17 protein-coding genes are annotated in these 15,821 nt (G+C 72.3%); 6 read left to right on the plus strand and 11 right to left on the minus strand.

All coding sequences use genetic code 11. From position 1 onward, the window contains the following. Nucleotides 1-33: 33 nt before the first annotated feature. The 3 genes from ACZ7GX_RS27740 to ACZ7GX_RS27750 are packed head-to-tail and all read left to right on the plus strand — an operon-like array spanning nucleotide 34 to nucleotide 3,145. Nucleotides 34-663, plus strand: a complete 630-nt coding sequence (locus tag ACZ7GX_RS27740; protein WP_498780802.1) for a P-loop NTPase family protein — start codon at nucleotides 34-36, stop codon at nucleotides 661-663. Then, nucleotides 660-2,555: a YhgE/Pip family protein gene (locus ACZ7GX_RS27745; protein WP_498780804.1), complete on the plus strand. Its 1,896-nt coding sequence runs from the start codon at nucleotides 660-662 to the stop codon at nucleotides 2,553-2,555. The genes ACZ7GX_RS27740 and ACZ7GX_RS27745 overlap by 4 nt, the downstream gene beginning before the upstream one ends. Beyond that, nucleotides 2,552-3,145 carry a TetR/AcrR family transcriptional regulator gene (locus ACZ7GX_RS27750; RefSeq protein WP_498780806.1) on the plus strand — a complete coding sequence of 198 codons (594 nt, stop codon included), beginning with the start codon at nucleotides 2,552-2,554 and terminating at the stop codon, nucleotides 3,143-3,145. Before ACZ7GX_RS27745 ends, ACZ7GX_RS27750 begins: the two co-directional genes overlap by 4 nt. Here ACZ7GX_RS27750 and ACZ7GX_RS27755 read toward each other — a convergent pair. From ACZ7GX_RS27755 to ACZ7GX_RS27785, 7 genes are all read right to left on the minus strand, one after another. Further along, nucleotides 3,142-3,921: a hypothetical protein gene (locus ACZ7GX_RS27755; protein ID WP_498780807.1), complete on the minus strand. Its 780-nt coding sequence runs from the start codon at nucleotides 3,919-3,921 to the stop codon at nucleotides 3,142-3,144. The genes ACZ7GX_RS27750 and ACZ7GX_RS27755 overlap by 4 nt on opposite strands. Before the next feature lie 7 nt (nucleotides 3,922-3,928). Continuing rightward, nucleotides 3,929-4,909 carry a serine/threonine-protein kinase gene (locus ACZ7GX_RS27760; RefSeq protein ID WP_498780808.1) on the minus strand — a complete coding sequence of 327 codons (981 nt, stop codon included), beginning with the start codon at nucleotides 4,907-4,909 and terminating at the stop codon, nucleotides 3,929-3,931. 86 nt (nucleotides 4,910-4,995) lie between these two features. Then, nucleotides 4,996-5,589, minus strand: a complete 594-nt coding sequence (locus tag ACZ7GX_RS27765; protein ID WP_498780810.1) for a Rossmann-fold NAD(P)-binding domain-containing protein — start codon at nucleotides 5,587-5,589, stop codon at nucleotides 4,996-4,998. Next, on the minus strand, nucleotides 5,586-6,182 hold the full coding sequence (locus ACZ7GX_RS27770) for a P-loop NTPase family protein (protein ID WP_498780811.1): 597 nt from the start codon (nucleotides 6,180-6,182) through the stop codon (nucleotides 5,586-5,588). Before ACZ7GX_RS27770 ends, ACZ7GX_RS27765 begins: the two co-directional genes overlap by 4 nt. A gap of 9 nt (nucleotides 6,183-6,191) precedes the next feature. Further along, nucleotides 6,192-7,484, minus strand: a complete 1,293-nt coding sequence (locus ACZ7GX_RS27775) for a Gfo/Idh/MocA family protein (protein ID WP_498780812.1) — start codon at nucleotides 7,482-7,484, stop codon at nucleotides 6,192-6,194. 201 nt (nucleotides 7,485-7,685) lie between these two features. Then, nucleotides 7,686-8,987 carry a hypothetical protein gene (locus ACZ7GX_RS27780; RefSeq protein WP_498780814.1) on the minus strand — a complete coding sequence of 434 codons (1,302 nt, stop codon included), beginning with the start codon at nucleotides 8,985-8,987 and terminating at the stop codon, nucleotides 7,686-7,688. 14 nt (nucleotides 8,988-9,001) lie between these two features. Further along, a complete protein-coding gene (locus ACZ7GX_RS27785; RefSeq protein ID WP_498780815.1) occupies nucleotides 9,002-9,505 on the minus strand; it encodes a GNAT family N-acetyltransferase in 504 nt (167 codons plus the stop codon). A gap of 77 nt (nucleotides 9,506-9,582) precedes the next feature. Between ACZ7GX_RS27785 and ACZ7GX_RS27790 the strand changes: the two genes are divergently transcribed. After that, entirely contained in the window at nucleotides 9,583-10,038 is a 456-nt protein-coding gene (locus ACZ7GX_RS27790; protein ID WP_498780817.1) for a winged helix-turn-helix transcriptional regulator, read from the plus strand. Here the strand turns inward: ACZ7GX_RS27790 and ACZ7GX_RS27795 are convergent. Further along, a complete protein-coding gene (locus ACZ7GX_RS27795) occupies nucleotides 10,027-10,476 on the minus strand; it encodes a hypothetical protein (RefSeq protein ID WP_498780818.1) in 450 nt (149 codons plus the stop codon). The genes ACZ7GX_RS27790 and ACZ7GX_RS27795 overlap by 12 nt on opposite strands. Nucleotides 10,477-10,562: 86 nt before the next feature. Further along, complete coding sequence (polA, locus tag ACZ7GX_RS27800) at nucleotides 10,563-13,238, minus strand: DNA polymerase I (protein ID WP_498780819.1); 2,676 nt, start codon at nucleotides 13,236-13,238, stop codon at nucleotides 10,563-10,565. Between the two features lie 65 nt (nucleotides 13,239-13,303). On the opposite strand from polA, the gene ACZ7GX_RS27805 reads away from it, so the two are divergent. Both ACZ7GX_RS27805 and ACZ7GX_RS27810 read left to right on the plus strand, forming a co-directional pair. Continuing rightward, nucleotides 13,304-13,726, plus strand: a complete 423-nt coding sequence (locus ACZ7GX_RS27805) for a hotdog fold thioesterase (RefSeq protein WP_498780820.1) — start codon at nucleotides 13,304-13,306, stop codon at nucleotides 13,724-13,726. Nucleotides 13,727-13,787: 61 nt separating this feature from the next. Next, the gene (locus ACZ7GX_RS27810) at nucleotides 13,788-14,342 is read left to right on the plus strand and encodes a DUF4352 domain-containing protein (RefSeq protein WP_498780821.1); all 555 of its coding nucleotides are present in this window, start codon (nucleotides 13,788-13,790) and stop codon (nucleotides 14,340-14,342) included. Between the two features lie 24 nt (nucleotides 14,343-14,366). Here ACZ7GX_RS27810 and ACZ7GX_RS27815 read toward each other — a convergent pair whose 3' ends face one another. Continuing rightward, nucleotides 14,367-15,071 (minus strand): ABC transporter ATP-binding protein, encoded by a 705-nt coding sequence (locus ACZ7GX_RS27815; RefSeq protein WP_498780822.1) that lies wholly within the window; start codon nucleotides 15,069-15,071, stop codon nucleotides 14,367-14,369. After that, a complete protein-coding gene (locus ACZ7GX_RS27820) occupies nucleotides 15,061-15,801 on the minus strand; it encodes an ABC transporter ATP-binding protein (RefSeq protein ID WP_498780912.1) in 741 nt (246 codons plus the stop codon). The genes ACZ7GX_RS27815 and ACZ7GX_RS27820 overlap by 11 nt, the downstream gene beginning before the upstream one ends. Nucleotides 15,802-15,821 lie beyond the last annotated feature (20 nt).

Here is a 15,821-nt window from a genome sequence, read left to right on the forward strand (position 1 = left end):
ACTGACCAGTCAGTTCAAATAGGAGGTCGGACGGTGCGGATCCACGCGCGGCGCGTCGGCGTCACCGGGCCGCACGGCCCGCTGCTGAAGCCGACGTCGCTGCTGGTGAAGCCGGGCGAGCTGGTGCTGGTGGCGGGTGACCCCGGCGCCGGGCACACCGCGCTCGGCCTGGTGCTGTCCGGGCGGATGCGGCCGAGCACCGGCGAGGTCTCCCCCTCGGCCGCCGAACTGCGCCGGCACGTCGTGCTGGTCGACTCACCGGACGTGAGCGAGCCCGAGGGGTCGCTCGCGCTGGCCGGCGTGGTCGGCGAGGAGCTGGCCGTGAACGGCGCCCGCAGCGGGCGCAAGGCGGTGGCCGACTGGCTGGTCGAGCGGGGCGCGGACGAGCACCTGGACCACCGGTTCGACCAGGTGCCCGCCGCCACCCGGTGCGCGCTGATGCTGGAGCTGGCCGCGGGTCGGCCCGGCGCGACGACCCTCGTGCTGGACAGCCCCGACCGCTACCACGGCGACCCGCGGGGGTGGCTGGAGTCGGCGCGCGGGCACGTGACGCCCGAGCGGTCCGTCGTCGTCCTGTGCACCACCACCAGCGCCGCCCTGCTCGACGTGCCCGTCGCGCGGATCGGCGCCGACAACGTCGTGGAGAACGAGGAGTCCGAGTGACCTCCCTGCGGATGGCGTTCAACGAGCTGCGCCGGATCACCTCCGGCACGCTGCCCAAGCTCGCGGTGCTGGCGCTGACGCTGGTGCCGCTGCTCTACGCGGCGCTGTACCTCTACGCCAACAAGGACCCGTACGCGCACCTTAACCAGGTCCCCGCCGCGCTCGTCGTGGAGGACGAGGGCGCGACCGCGAGCGACGGCACGCGCCTGGACGCGGGCCACGAGGTGGCCGAGGAGCTGGTGTCCGGCGACAAGTTCGACTGGCGCCGGGTGGACGCCGCGCAGGCGGAGCAGGGCGTGCGCGACGGGACCTACACGTTCGCGCTGACCCTGCCCGCGGACTTCTCGCGGGCCCTGCTGTCGTCCGGCGACTTCACGCCGCGCCAGGGCGTGATCGTGCTGACCACCAACGACGCGAACAACTACCTCGGCTCCACGATCGCCAACCAGGTCGTGGCCGAGGTGCGCCGGTCGGTGTCGGTGAAGGTCGGCGCGGAGGCCGCGGACAAGCTGCTGCTCGGCTTCTCCACGATCCGGCAGAGGACCGCCGAGGCCGCCGACGGGGCGACGAAGCTCGCCACCGGCCAGCAGGACGCCTACACCGGCGCGCAGCAGCTCGCGGACGGAACCGTGCCGCTGGCGGACGGCGCGACCCGGGTGTCGTCCGGCCTCACCCGGCTGCGCGACTCGACGGCCGACCTGCCGGCGAAGTCGCAGCAGCTGGCGGCCGGGGCCAAGCAGGTCGCCGACGGCAACGAGACCGTCGCCAGGACCGCCGAGGACTACGCCGCCAAGGCGCAGGACCTGGTCAACCGGCTGGACGCGGTCAACGGCGACGTGGCCGCCAGGCTGCGCGCCCTCGGGTTCACCGAGGAGCAGGTGCAACGCGTGCTCGGCGCGTTGGGCGAGGCGCGCCGGCCCGTGGACGACGCCAACGGCAAGGTGCAGGGCACCGCCGGGCAGCTGCGCGCCCTCGCCGACGGCGCCAAGCAGGTCTCCGACGGCGCGGCGCAGCTCGCCGCGAGCACGCCCGCGCTGACCGGCGCGATCACCCAGCTGAACGACGGCGCGGCGCAGGTGTCGTCCGGCGCGGCTCAGGTGCGCGACGGCGCGGGCCGGTTGCGCGACGGCGAGGCGCAGCTGGTCGACGGCGCGAACCAGCTGCGCGACGGCCTGGCGTCCGGCGTCTCGCAGATACCCGACCCCGACGACCCGACCCGCGAGTCGACCGCGCGGACCATCGGCGACCCGGTGAACGTGCGCGGGGTGAGCCAGACGTCGGCGGGCAGCTACGGCGCGGGCCTGGCGCCGTTCTTCCTCGGGCTGGCCACCTGGATCGGCGCGTTCGTGCTGTTCCTGCTGCTCAAGCCGCTGTCGAGGCGCGGGTTGGCGGCCGGGCAGTCGCCGCTGCGGGTGGCGTTGGGCGGCTGGCTGCCGGGCGCGCTGCTCGGCGCGGCGCAGGTCGTGGTGATGTACGCGGTGGTCACCCTGGTGGTGGACATCCGGCCGTCGCACCCGCTGGGCGCCCTGGCGTTCCTGCTGCTGGTGTCGGCGACGTTCGTGGCCGTGCTGCACGCGTTGAACGCCCTGTTCGGCGCGGTCGGCAAGTTCATCGGCCTCGTGCTGCTGATCCTGCAGCTGGTCAGCGCGGGCGGCACGTTCCCGTGGCAGACCATCCCCGTGCCGCTGTACCCGCTGCACTACGGCCTGCCCATGGGTTACGCCGTGGACGGCCTGCGGCACCTGATGTACGGCGGGTCGCTGGGCGGCGTGGGCCGGGACGCCCTGATCCTCGTCGGCTACCTGGCGGCGGGCCTTGCCTTGGCGACGCTCGCCGCGTACAAGCAGCGGGTGTGGACTCCCAGCCGCCTCGAACCAGAACTGGTCCTGTGACCGGCGCGCGCCCCGGCCGCACCGCCGTGACCAAGCAGAAGCTGTTCGACGCCGCGCTGCGCCTGGTCGGCGAACGGGGCGCGGCCGGTGTCACGGTGGACGAGATCGCCGCCGAGGCGGGCGTGGCGAAGGGCACCGTCTACTACAACTTCGCCAGCAAGGACGCGCTGGTGGACGCGCTGCTGCGGCACGGGGTCGACCTGCTGGCCGCGCGGCTCAAGGTCGCCGAGGAGGAGGCCGAGACGTCCGCGGCGATGGCGTCGCTGGTGGACGGGATGCTCGGGTTCTTCGCCGAGTACCCGGCGTTCGGGCAGCTGCTCGTGTCGGAGCTGTGGCGCACGCCCGGCCAGTGGCACGACACGCTGAGCCTGCTGCGCGACGACATCGTGTCCATCGTGCGCGGCCAGGTGCAGCGGCTGGCCGACGCGGGCCGGCTGCCCGACGGCGTGCCGGTCGGGACGGCGTCGGCGGCGTTGTTCGGCACGCTGCTGGTGACCGCGCTGGACTGGCAGGTGTTCCAGCCCGAGCGCAGCCTCGTCGACGTGCGCGAATCGGTGTTGTCGCTGGTGCGGGGCCTGCGGCCGGGCTAGCCGGCGTCGGCCGACGCGACCATGTGCAGCAGGTTCCGCGCCACCGGGTGCAGCCGCGGTCCGATGGCCAGGAACCGCACGAGCGCCTCGTCGTCCTCGTCCCCGACGTGCGGCGACTCCTCCAGCAACCGCAGCAGGTCGCCGTCGGTCCACAGCCGGTCGACGACGTCCGGCCACAGGTCGCGGAGCACCACCCACTTGGCGAGGTGGGCCGGCGTCACGGGCGACCCCTCGTCGAAGACGCCGCGTTCCACCGCCACCACGGCGGCGAGTCGGACCTGGTTGCGCCAGCGGCCCACGTCGACCGGGTCCGCGTGCTTCGGCGCGCAGTCCCGCAACGCCGCCCACGCGGCCCGGGTGCGGTCTTCACGGGTGGGGCGCCGGTCCTCGGCGGGCGGCTCGTCGGCCACCGTCGCGAACGCCCCGCTCCCGGCCGCCCGCCCTGAGTCCCGGTTCGGGAGGAACACGACCGCGAACGCCAGCGCCGCGACCCCGATCAGGACCGCCGCCGCGACGGCCAGGGCGTTGTCGCCCTCGACCCAACCCCGGAACAGCCCGCCCAGCGACGTCAGGATGGTCTCGCCCCACTGGATGAGCGAGTAGACGACCATGCCGAGGAAGAGGAATCCGATGAACCCGGCGAGGCTCTTCTGATCGCCGAACAGGTACCTGATCCCCATGACGCCGATGATGATCGCGGCCAGGGGCGCGATGAACATCCGGATCTGGTCCGCGACGGTGTCGTCGGAGACCGCCAACAGGATGTCCGCCGTCATGCCCGGCTCACCGCTCCCACACCTCGTCGCTCGTCGCGTGCGGGAGGGCCACGACGTTGGGGATCAGCTTCCGCACGTGCCGGCGGCCCAGGCGGCGGGCCTGCGCGGACTCCACCGGGAGCCCGGTCTTGCGGACCGCAGCCTCCTCCATCGTCCTCAGGTCGCCGAGGAACACCAGCACGACGCCGGGAGCGCGCACGATCTTCTTGGCCTTCTCGCACAGGTCGAGCACGAAGTCGCCGCCGCAGCTGTCGATGTTGCGCACGACGACCACCAGCCGGCGCCCGTGCCGGCGGGCGCGCAGCCCTTGGCGGACGAGCTTGGCCAGGTGGTCGCGGACCTCCTCGAACGTGCCCTTGGTGGCTTCGTCCCGAACGCTCGCGGTGAACCGGGCGAGCGCGGTCGTGGCGGTCCACGCGCGGCTCACCAGCACCCAGAACACGACGGCGAGCAGGATGGTGGCGACCACCGGCGAGCGGACCGCCTGGGACGCGAGCTCGCCGATCGGACCGCCCTTCCCCGCGAGGCTGAGCACGACGGCGCGCCCGCCGGGCCACGCGACCACGCCGCCCGCGATGACCGCCGACACCACACCGGCGAGGACCTTGCGCCGCCGTCGCGTCTGCGGCGAGCTCATCGCGCCGGAGATCGGCTGGAACACCCTGCGCACCCAGTTCCGGCGCTGTCCGACCGCGCGCGCGACGCCGCGGGCCAGCAGCGCGTCCGCCGGTTGCGCGTCCCCCTCCCAGTCGGCCGCGTCGAGCGAGCAGACGACGTGGGACCGCGCGGGCAGCCGCTCCCGGAGCAGGTCGGCGATGTCCGGCCGGCCTCCCGTGTCCCACCCCGTGACGGCGACCGTGATCGGCGGGTCGTCGTCGGACCACTCGGCCACCACCACCTCGATCGCGGTGACGACCGCGTCGGCTGGGGACGGTCTGGCGCGGTCGGCCTTCGCCGGCGCGGTGGTCGAGGAGGTCCCGGGCTTCATGCGCGCCTCCCCGTGTGCGTGCCGGCACGCTGAGTATCGCACCGGACCCGCAGCGTGAACCCGCACTGATGAGGCGTGTCGGTGGGCTAGTGCCGCGCGGCCCAGGTGTCGATCTCGCCGACCTGGTGCACGGACGGCGCCTTGCCGTCCAGGGCGCGGTGGACGGCTTCGAGCACGCCGACCGACGCCTCCTCGTGGCTGAGCCAGCGGGTGCTGCCGCCGTGCCGGACGAAGCCCAGCACGACCTGCTGCGTCGGGTGGCCGTCGAGAGCCGGGTCGGGCACACCCCTGACCGCCTGGATGGCGCCGCTGTCGTGCACCTCGACCACCGGCGCGTGCGGCGCGAGCAGGGGCGCGACGGCCCGCAGCACGGCGTCCCGGTAGCTCGCGTGCACCCACGCGACCAGCAGGTCGGCGGGCTGGTCCATCACCTCGCGCACGCGGTCGGCCAGCTCGGCCGGTCTGGCCCAGTCCGCCGCCACGGCGACCCGCGACCCCTCCGCGCCGCTCACGTGGGGCACGTGGGCGCGACCGCGCAGGGCCGCCTTCGCCGCGCTGCCCAGCACGCCCTCGGGCCGCCGGCTGGGCAGCACGACCTGCCACCCCTGCGCCAGCAGCTCCTCCGCGCACCCCTTCAGCATCCCGGTGCCACCCAGGACCAACGCCGTCCGCTCGCTCATCGCACCGACTCCTCGCCCCGCTCCGCCGCCCGTCGCAACGGGCCTGACCGCCATTGGTCGACCTCACGCTGCCCGCGCAGCCGCACCACCGCGAGCCGGCCGGCGTGCTCGCCCCGGAGCACCGCCCCGACCCGCTCGCCGGTGCGGCCATGCGACTTCCACGCCCACCGCAACAGGTGCTCGGGATCGGTGAACACCGTCCGCAGGGGCGGTTCGACGTTGCCGTTCCACAGCTCCTCGCGGCGCAGCCGGCGCACCGCCGTCCGCACCGTGACCCGCCGCATCACCACGTGCCGCGGGTGGTCCAGCCAGACCAGCGTGTCGGCGTGCTCCAGCAGCACCGGCCGCACCAGGCTGTACTGCCACTCGGTGGCCCACGCGTCGCCCTTGACGAACCGGCGCACGTCGGCCTCGAACTCCGGCCTCGGTGTCCACTGTGGACCGTGGAACAGCGAGTCCATCTCCACATAGGACAGGCCGAGGGTGCGTGCGACGAGACTGGCCAGGGTCGATTTCCCGGAGCCGGACGTGCCGGCCACGAGCACCCGGCGCGGCGGGTGCGGCAACTCGTCGGCTGGTCCCAGGAGCGGCACCGAGCCAGGCTACCGCCAACCGACGTCGAGCAACTCCGCCACGCGCACGGGTACCCCGGTCTCGAAGCTCCGGTTCGCGGCGAACCCCGTGGCCAGGGACAACGCGCCGTCTCGGTGCGTGGCCCGGCGGCCCAGCGGGTCCGATTGGCCGGGCGGCCCGTACAGCACCCCGGTCATCCGCGCGTCCGCGCCGCCGTGCCCCGCGCCGCCTGCCTCCAGCGGGATCTCCTCGGCCCGCCCGAACAGCGGCTGCACGGTCAGCCGCACGTGGCCCTCCTCGGGGTTGGCCTCCTTGCCGTGCACCGCCGGCTGCTGCCCGCTGACCCAGCTGTTCTCCACGACCTCCAGCTCCAGCCGGCCGCGGCTGCCGTTGACCATCAGCCGGTAGCCCTCCCACGGCGAGTAGGCCGTGAGGTGGTAGGTCAGGTTCGCGCCGTTGGAGTAGCGCACCAGCACCGACATGTCGTCCTCAATGGACACCCCGGGCGCGAACGGGTTCCGGTCGCGGTGGTAGCCGTCCTCGTGCTCGGCGTCGAGGTAGAGCCGGCGCAGCCACTTGTCGCGCTCGACGTGCAGGGCGAACGGGTCGTCCTGGGCCTCCGGCGAGCCGTGCACGCGGTCGTAGGGCCGGTGGTGGCCGTGGCGCCTGCCGTTCTCGTCGCCGTAGAAGAACAGCCGCCCGTGCGCGTACACGACCTCCGGCACGGCGTCGACCCACCAGTTGAGCAGGTCGAAGTGGTGGGTGGCCTTGTGCACCATCAGACCGCCGGAGTTGGCCTTGTCGCGGTGCCAGCGGCGGAAGTAGTCGGCGCCGTGGCGGACGTCGAGCAGCCACTCGAAGTGCACTGAACCGATCTCGCCGACCGCGCCGCCGGTCAGCAGCTCGCGGACCTTCTCGTGCACCGGGTTGTACCGGTAGTTGAACGTGACGGTGACCCGGCCGTCGGTCCGCTCGACCGCGTCGAAGACCTTGCCGACGCCCGCCGGGTCGACCGTCATCGGCTTCTCGGTGACGACGTCGCAGCCCGCGTCCAGCGCCTCCACGATGTAGGTGTCGTGGTGCCGGTCGACCGTGCAGACCACGACGACGTCGACCCGCTCGGCCTCGATCATCCGCAGGAAGTCCGCGGCGGCGTAGGTCGGGACGGGCCGGTCGAGGCGTTCGTTGTGCGCGGCCATGCGGCTGGGGTTGACGTCGCAGAACGCGACCAGCTCCCCCTGCTCCGCGTGCCGGACGATCGCGTCGACGTGCAGTTCGGCGCGTGCTCCGGTGCCGACGACCGCGTACCGCCTGCGTGCCATGCGTGCCTCCTGGTAAGCGCTTTCCACCACGCTAACCCGGCCGGACGGCACACCGTCAAGGCCTGGTCCCACCGGTTGGGCGGCAACGCCGGCTCCGAGCACTGCCGGCGGACGACGCCGGCACGGACCGGCGGGCCGGTCGCCCCGTTGCCGATGGGGATCGGCCCGATCCCCATCGGCGCGCGGCCGACCGGAGGCCGCCTAGCAGGCCGGGAAGAGGCGGCGGGTGGTGTTGGGCGCGGTGTAGGCGGCGGGGTCGCTGAAGCGGCAGCCGTAGTCCGGCGCGGCGACGGCGGCCGGGTCGTCCACCACGTCGCCGGCGGGGCGGCGGCCGGTGTCGACCCAGGTCACCAGGTCGTCCCAAGCCGTGCCGACCTCGTTCGGGCTGAACTCGCAGTGGCCGACCGCGCGGATCGCCCGCTGCGCGAGCAGGTGGCCGCGGCCGTTGCGCTCGACGTCCCGCTCGTAGAGCTGCTCCATCGAGAACGGCACGAACAGGTCGCCCAGGCCGTGCAGCGACAGCACCGGCGCGGTCGGGCGGCCGGCGACGCGCGGCACCTCGGTCAGCTTCGGCGTGACGCGGGCCTTCACGTTCGCCGGCAGCACCCGCTGCACCTCGCGGTCGACGTCGACCGGCGCGTTCGGCTCGTACCGGGTGAGCGCGTTGGTGGCGACCTGACCGGGGTTCCTCGCCAGGCCCTCGCCGGACGACGTGACCGCGAGGCCGAACAGGAAGTCCTTCCAGTACGCGAACGCGGGCGCCGCGCCGGGACGCGGGCCGCCGCTGCGGTTGGCGACGACCGAGGCGAACTGCGCGCCGCGCTCGTTCGGAGTGCCGGTCAGCCCCAGTTCGGCCTGGATGCGCGGCACGACCGCGGTCAGGTAGTCGGCCGGCGCGGGCCACGCGCGGATCCCGCTGATGGCCTGCGCGGTGAGGTTGAAGTCCAGGAAGAAGTCGAACAGCTCCTGGTCGCCGAGCACGCCGCACATCGGCAGCGCGGCCTCGTAGAAGCCGGGGAACTGCTCCAGGGAGCGGCCGATGACGTGGCCGCCCATGGAGACGCCGACGATGAACGTGTCGCGGGGCTTGCCGACCAGCTTCCCGAAGTGCTTGGCCAGGTCGTGCGTGCTCAGCACGCCGGCCTTCACGTCGTAGTTGTCGGCGTAGTAGCTGGACGCGGCCCAGGCGAAGCCCTGGTCGAGCAGCTTCTGGCGCAGGCCGTACGCGGGCGGGTCGACGGTGAGCACGGTGCTCGCGCCGCGGAAGCCGTGCGCCCACATGACCAGGCGGCCGTTCCAGCGCGGCGGCACCTCGATCGCGTAGGCCGCGTGCTCGTGCACGCCCTGGAGCACGCGCGACGGCTCGCCGCCGACCTGCGCGGGGGGCAACGGCGGGTTGTCGATGGTGTACCCGGGCAGTGGCCGGTCGCCGGGCGGCGTCGACGCCGCGGCCGGCGGCGCCAGCAGGACCAGGACGAGCGCCAACCCGAAGATCCGTCGCATGGGCCCCATTCTGCTCACCACCGCAGGTCGGCCACCAGGTCTTCGTGGGTCAACCGGTGGTCCAACGGATAGGAGACCCGGATGACGTCGTCCTCGTCGCGGGTCAGCCGGGCACCGGGGAACACGCGCGCGACCAGGCGCAGCATCGGCTCGTTCTCCCCCAGCACGTCGCCGTGCAGCTCGGCGTAGCGCAGGTCGAGGGCCAGCCGGCCGAGCGCGGCCATGAGCTGGGTGCCGACGCCCTTGCGCTGCCACGGGTCCACCACGGCGAGCGCGATCTCGGCGGTGTCCTCGCCGGTGGCGATCAGGCGGGCGATGCCGACGGGCGTGCGGTGGCACTCCGCGACGACGGCGACCTTGCGAAGGCCGTCGAGGTCGGTCAACCGGCGTCGCATGGACGCGGTGAGCCGGGGCACCGGCGCGTGGAAGCGCAGGTAGCGGCTCCGCGGGGACAGGCCGTCGAAGACCGTGTCGACGGCGTGGCCCGCCTCGGCGGCGTGCAGTTCGCGGACCTTCATGACGAGCGCCCCTTGGGTTCGGATTCCGAACCCTAGCTGGATTCGTTTTCCGAACGCAAGGGGTATCGTCAGTGGACATGGCCCCCGTGAAGGTCGCCGACGAGTTGTGCACCGTGTCGCTACCGGCCGCCCTGCTGGGCGAGCGCTGGACGTTGCTGCTGCTGCGGCAGGCGTTCCTGGGCACGCGTCGGTTCGAGGACTTCCAGACCGAGATGGACATCTCGCGCAGCGTGCTGACCGAGCGCCTCGGCACGCTGGTCGAGGAGGGCATCCTGCGCCGTGAGGCGTACAAGGACGTGCGGACGCGGTACGAGTACCGGCTGACCGAGAAGGGCCACGAGCTCTACCCGGTGCTGATGGCGCTGCGGAAGTGGGGCGACCGCTGGATGGCCTCGCCCGAGGGCCCGTCGTTCGACCTGCACCACCGCACGTGCGGCGGCGACGTCGACGTGCACGTGTCGTGCGAGGGGTGCGGCGCCGAGCTGACCGCCCGCGACGTCCGCGTCACGCCGCTGCGCGACTCACGTGCGTGAGGCGAGCACCTGCTCGACCGCGGAGACGACGAAGATCAGCCCGAGCAGCACGGCGAACATGACGAAGTAGACCGTGTGCTCCTGCAGCTCGACCCGGTCAGCCGCCCACACGTCCATGGCGGTGAACGCGGTGAACACCCCCAGCCAGCCGATCACGGCCGCGGCGAGCCACCGGGTGCTGCGCCGGAGCACGGCGGCCACCGCGACCAGCCCCAGCGCCAGCTCGACGAGCTTCACGAGCCAGATCAACGGCAGCACCCAGTCGGCGCCCAGGCCGAGGGTGGCGTCCAGGTACCGGCCGAACTGCTGCTGCCGGTCCTTCCAGCCCAGCGGCAGCTCGGCGGCGTTCAGCAGGCCGAAGAGCGCGAGGAACACGCCGATCGGGAGGAACAGCCTCGACCACCGGGCACCGCCACCCCACACCGGACCGCCGGACATCGCCCCACCCCCTCCGCCACCGGGAATGATGACCGCTGGAGGAGGCGAGCGAAGTACGGCTGTCCGTACCCCGAAGCCGGACCGGCTCAGTGCGCGGCGGCGTCCCAGGAACGGCCGACGCCCACCGAGACCTCCATCGCCACCGACAGCCGGTACGCCCCGCCCATCTCCGCGCGGACCAGCGCCTCCACCTGCTCTCGCTCGCCCTCGGCGATCTCCAGCACCAGTTCGTCGTGCACCTGGAGCAGCATCCGCGACCGCAGGCCCGACTCCTCCAGCGCGCGGAACACGCCGAGCATCGCGACCTTGATGATGTCCGCCGCGCTGCCCTGGATCGGCGCGTTCAACGCCATCCGCTCGGCCATCTCGCGGCGCTGCCGGTTGTCGCTGGTCAGGTCGGGCAGGTAGCGCCGGCGGCCGAGGATCGTCTCGGTGTAGCCCTTCTTCCGCGCGTCCTCGACCACCGCGTGCAGGTAGTCGCGCACCCCGCCGAACCGGGCGAAGTACGCCTCCTTCTGCTCCCGCGCCTCGGCCGCCGAGATCCGCAGCTGCTGCGCCAGCCCGTACTCCGAGAGCCCGTAGGCCAACCCGTACGACATGGCCTTCACCCGGCGGCGCTGCTCGGCGGTGACCTCCGAGGTCGGCACGGAGAACGCGCGCGACGCGACGAACGTGTGCAGGTCCTCGCCGCTGCGGAACGCCTCGATCAGGCCCGCGTCCTCGGACAGGTGGGCCATGATCCGCATCTCGATCTGGCTGTAGTCCGCGGTCATCAGCTCCGCGTAGCCCGGCCCGACCACGAACGCCTCGCGGATGCGCCGACCCTCGTCGGTGCGGATCGGGATGTTCTGCAGGTTCGGGTCGGTGGACGACAGCCGCCCGGTCGCCGCGATCGTCTGGTGGAACGTGGTGTGGATGCGACCGTCGTCGGCCACCGACTTGAGCAGCCCGTCCACGGTCGACTTCAGCCTGGTCACGTCCCGGTGCGCGAGCAGGTGCTGCAGGAACGGGTGCTGGGTGGACTCGAACAGGTTCTGCAGCGCGTCCGCGTCGGTGGTGTAGCCGGTCTTGGTCTTCTTCGTCTTCGGCATGTTCAGCTCGTCGAACAGCACCGTCTGCAGCTGCTTGGGCGAGCCGAGGTTGATCTCCTTGCCGATCACCGAGTACGCGTCCTGCGCGGCCTGCTTCACGCCCGCCGCGAAGTGCGCCTCCAGCGCCGCCAGGTGCTCGGTGTCGATCGCGATGCCGACGGCCTCGACGTCGTCGAGCACCATCATCAGCGGCAGCTCCAGGTTCGCCAGCAGCGACTCCTGGCCGGTGGCGACCAGCTCCGCGTCCAGCGCGTCGGCCAGCTCCGCCACCGCGAACGCCCGCACGATCGCCGCCTGCGCGGTCTTCTGCCGCTCCTCCGCCTCGTCGGCCAGCAGCGACAGCTGCCCGTCGTCGGGCTCCTCGGCCCGCAGCTCGCGCTTGAGGTAGCGCAGCGCCAGGTCGTCCAGCGCGAACGACCGCTGGCCGGGTCGCACCAGGTAGGCGGCCAGCGCCGTGTCGCTGGCGACCCCGCGCAGCTTCCAGCCGCGCGCCCGCAGCGCCCGCAGCGGCAGCTTCAGGTCGTGCGCCGCCTTGACCACCGACTCGTCGGCCAGCCACGCGGCCAGCGCGTTCTCGTCGGCCTCGGTCAGCGACGCGACCTCGACGTACCCGCCCTCGCCGCCGACCGCGGCCAGCGCCAGGCCCTCCAGGTCGCCGCCCGAGGAGCGGAACGCGATGCCGACCCGGCCCGAGCGCGCGTGCGCGTCCAGCCACGCGGCCACCGCGCCCGCCTCCACCGGGCCGCCGCTGACCGTGAAGCCCTCCTCGGCCTCCGGCTCGGCGGTCGACAGGGTCGAGAACAGCCGGTCCCGCAGCACCCGGAACTCCAGCTCGTCGAACAGCCGGTGCACGGCGTCGCGGTCCCACGGCCTGGCCGCCAGCTCAGCCGGGCCCAGGGGCAGCTCGACGTCGCGCACCAGCTCGGTGAGCTGCCGGTTCAGCATGATGTTGGCCAGGTTCGCCCGCAGCGCGTCGCCGACCTTGCCCGGCACCTCGTCGATGTGGTCGATCAGCCCGTTCAGCGACCCGAACTGGGTGAGCAGCTTCACGATGGTCTTGGGGCCGACGCCGGGCGTGTTCGGCAGGTTGTCCGACGAGTCGCCGCGCACCGCCGCGTAGTCGGCGTACAGCTCGGGCGGCACGCCCTGCTTCTCCAGCACCAGCTCGGGGGTGTACCGGGCCATCTCGGAGACGCCCTTGACCGGGTACAGCACCGTCACCTTGTCCGTGACCAGCTGCAACGCGTCGCGGTCGCCGGTGCAGATCAGCACCTCGAAGCCCAGCGCGGTGGCCTGCGTGGTGAGCGTGGCGATCAGGTCGTCGGCCTCGAAGTTCGCCTTCGACAGCACCGGCACGTTCAGCGTGCCCAGGACGTCCTCGATGAGGCTGACCTGGCCGCGGAACTCGTCCGGTGTCTCGCTGCGACCGGCCTTGTACTCCGCGTAGGCCTCGGTGCGGAAGGTCTTGCGCGAGACGTCGAACGCCACCGCGATGTGCGTCGGCTTCTCGTCGCGCAGCAGGTTGATGAGCATCGAGGTGAAGCCGTAGACCGCGTTGGTGGTCTGGCCCGTCCCGGTCTGGAAGTTCTCCTTGGGCAGCGCGAAGAAGGCGCGGTAGGCCATGGAGTGACCGTCGACCAGCAGCAGGCGGGAGGCTTCAGAAGTGCTCACGGCCCGAGTCTAGGGTGAGGGTCCGACATCATCGCACCGACTGGGCAGCACCGACTGGAGCACACGTGACGCCAGCACCCGAGGACATCCCCGGCGCAGACCAGGCCGCCGCCCACGAGCAGCTCACGGCGAAGCTGGGCATCGAGATCACCCGATGGGATGCCGATCGGCTGGTCGGGACGATGCCGGTGAAGGGCAACCGCCAGCCGTACGGGCTGCTGCACGGCGGCGCGAACGCGGTGCTGGCGGAGACGCTCGGGTCGATCGCGGCGGCCATGCACGCGGCGCCGGAGCGGCTGGCCGTGGGCCTGGAGCTGTCGTGCACGCACCACCGGGCCGTGGCCGAGGGCTTCGTCACGGGGGTGTGCACGCCGATCCACCGCGGCCGCAGCACCGCCACCTACGAGATCGTGATCACCGACGAGCAGGACCGGCGCGCCTGCACGGCCCGGCTGACGTGCTTCCTCAAGGATGCCCCGAAGGTGTGAAGGTGCGGTTCGGTCACCCGAGGTGTGCAATTCAAGGTGACCCGGTGAGTCGGAGGTGGGCGTGCGGCGCGTGGTGTTGGTGATGGCCGTGGTGCTGGCGGCGGCCGGGTGCGGTGACACCCCGGTCGTGGCCGGGCCGGAGACGACGGCGACGTCGGCGGCGACGTACCCGGTGCCCGTGCAGACCGTGCGCCCGGACGAGAAGCCGCTCAAGATTCCCACCACCGCGGACGGCGACACGGCGTTCACGCTGGTCGGGCTGACCACCGAGATGCCGACGCTGATCGGCAGCCACGCCGAGTTCCACGCCAAGGGCCAGTTCGTGCGGATCCGGATGAGCGTGATCAACAACGGCCGCAGCAGCGTGTCCTTCGACGCGCGCCGGCACGTGCTGATCGACGACCGCGAGGCCGAGCACCCGGTCGACACCCAGGCCATGGCCATCAAGCGACAGCCGGAGACCATCGACCTCGGCGCGAACGTCCGCCTGGAGTACGACGTCTACTACGACCTGCCCAAGGACGCGAAACCGCTGGCCCTGCGCGTGTACGGCGGGCCGACGCTGACCGACCTGAAGGACGAGTCGAGCACCGAGATCCCGCTGGCCCAGCCCTGAGGGCCGGGCCGGCGGGACCCGGGCTCAGTGCCCGCCGAGGTACGCCGCGCGCACCTGCGGGTCGTCCAGCAGCTCCGGACCGGGCGCGCTCTTCACGACCCGGCCGGTCTCCAGCACGTACGCGCGGTCGGAGAGCTTCAGCGCCTGCTGCGCGTTCTGCTCGACCAGCAGCACGGTCGTGCCGCGCTTGTTGATCTCCTTGATGATCTCGAAGATCTGCGCGATGAGCATGGGCGCGAGGCCCATCGACGGCTCGTCGAGCAGGAGCACCTTCGGCTTGGTCATCAGCGCCCGGCCGATGGCGATCATCTGCTGCTCGCCGCCGGACATGGTGCCGCCGAACTGGCTCTTGCGCTCCGCCAGCCGCGGGAACAGCTCGTAGACCTCGGCCAGGTCGGCGTCGAGCGCGTCCTTGCGGGTGAAGGCGCCCATCAGCAGGTTCTCCTGCACCGTCATGCCGGGGAACACGCCGCGGCCCTCCGGTGACTGGCCGATGCCCGCGATGACCCGCTTGTGGCCGGGCATCTTGGAGATGTCCTCGCCGTTGAACACCACTTGGCCGCTGGTCAGGGGGCGCAACCCGGAGATGGTCTTCAGCGTGGTCGTCTTGCCCGCGCCGTTGGCGCCGATGAGCGAGACGATCTCACCGTCCTCGACCTGGAGGCTGATGCCCTTGATCGCGGCGATCTTGCCGTAGTGGACGTGGATGTCCTTGAGCTCAAGAAGCATCTTCGGACACCCCCAGGTACGCCTCGATGACCTTCGGGTTGTTCTGCACCTCTTGCGGGAGCCCTTCTGCGATCAGCTGGCCGAAGTCCAGCACCGCCACGCGGTCGCTGACGCCCATGACCAGGCTCATGTCGTGCTCGATCAGCAGGACGGTCCGGCCGCTGTCGCGGATCTTGCGGATCAGCGCCTGCAGCGATTCCTTCTCGGCCGGGTTCATGCCGGCCGCCGGCTCGTCCAGCAGCAGCAGCTTCGGGTCCGTGGCCAGCGCGCGGGCGATCTCGAGCCGCCGCTGGTCGCCGTAGGGCAGGTTCTTCGCGGTCTCGGTCATCCGGCCGGGGATGCCGACGAAGTCGAGCAGCTCCCGGGCCAGCTCGCGGCCGCGCCTCTCCTCCTTGCGGTGCCACGGCAGGCCGAGCGTGGCGCCGATCGCACCGGTCTTGTGGTGCGCGTCCGCGCCGACCATCACGTTCTCCAGCGCCGACATGTTGTGGAACAGCCGGATGTTCTGGAACGTGCGGGCGATGCCCTGCTTGGTGATCTTGAACCGCTTGGTGCCGTCGAGCCGGGCGCCGTTGAACAGCACCTGGCCCTCGGTGGGCTGGTAGACGCCGGTGACCACGTTGAACACCGTGGTCTTGCCCGCGCCGTTGGGCCCGATCAGGGCGAAGATCTCGCCCTGGCCGACGCTGATCTTCGCCTCGCGGAGCGCGACCACGCCGCCGAAGCGCATGGTCACGTTGTCCAGCTGGA

Source organism: Actinosynnema sp. NPDC037264 (genome assembly GCF_055603705.1).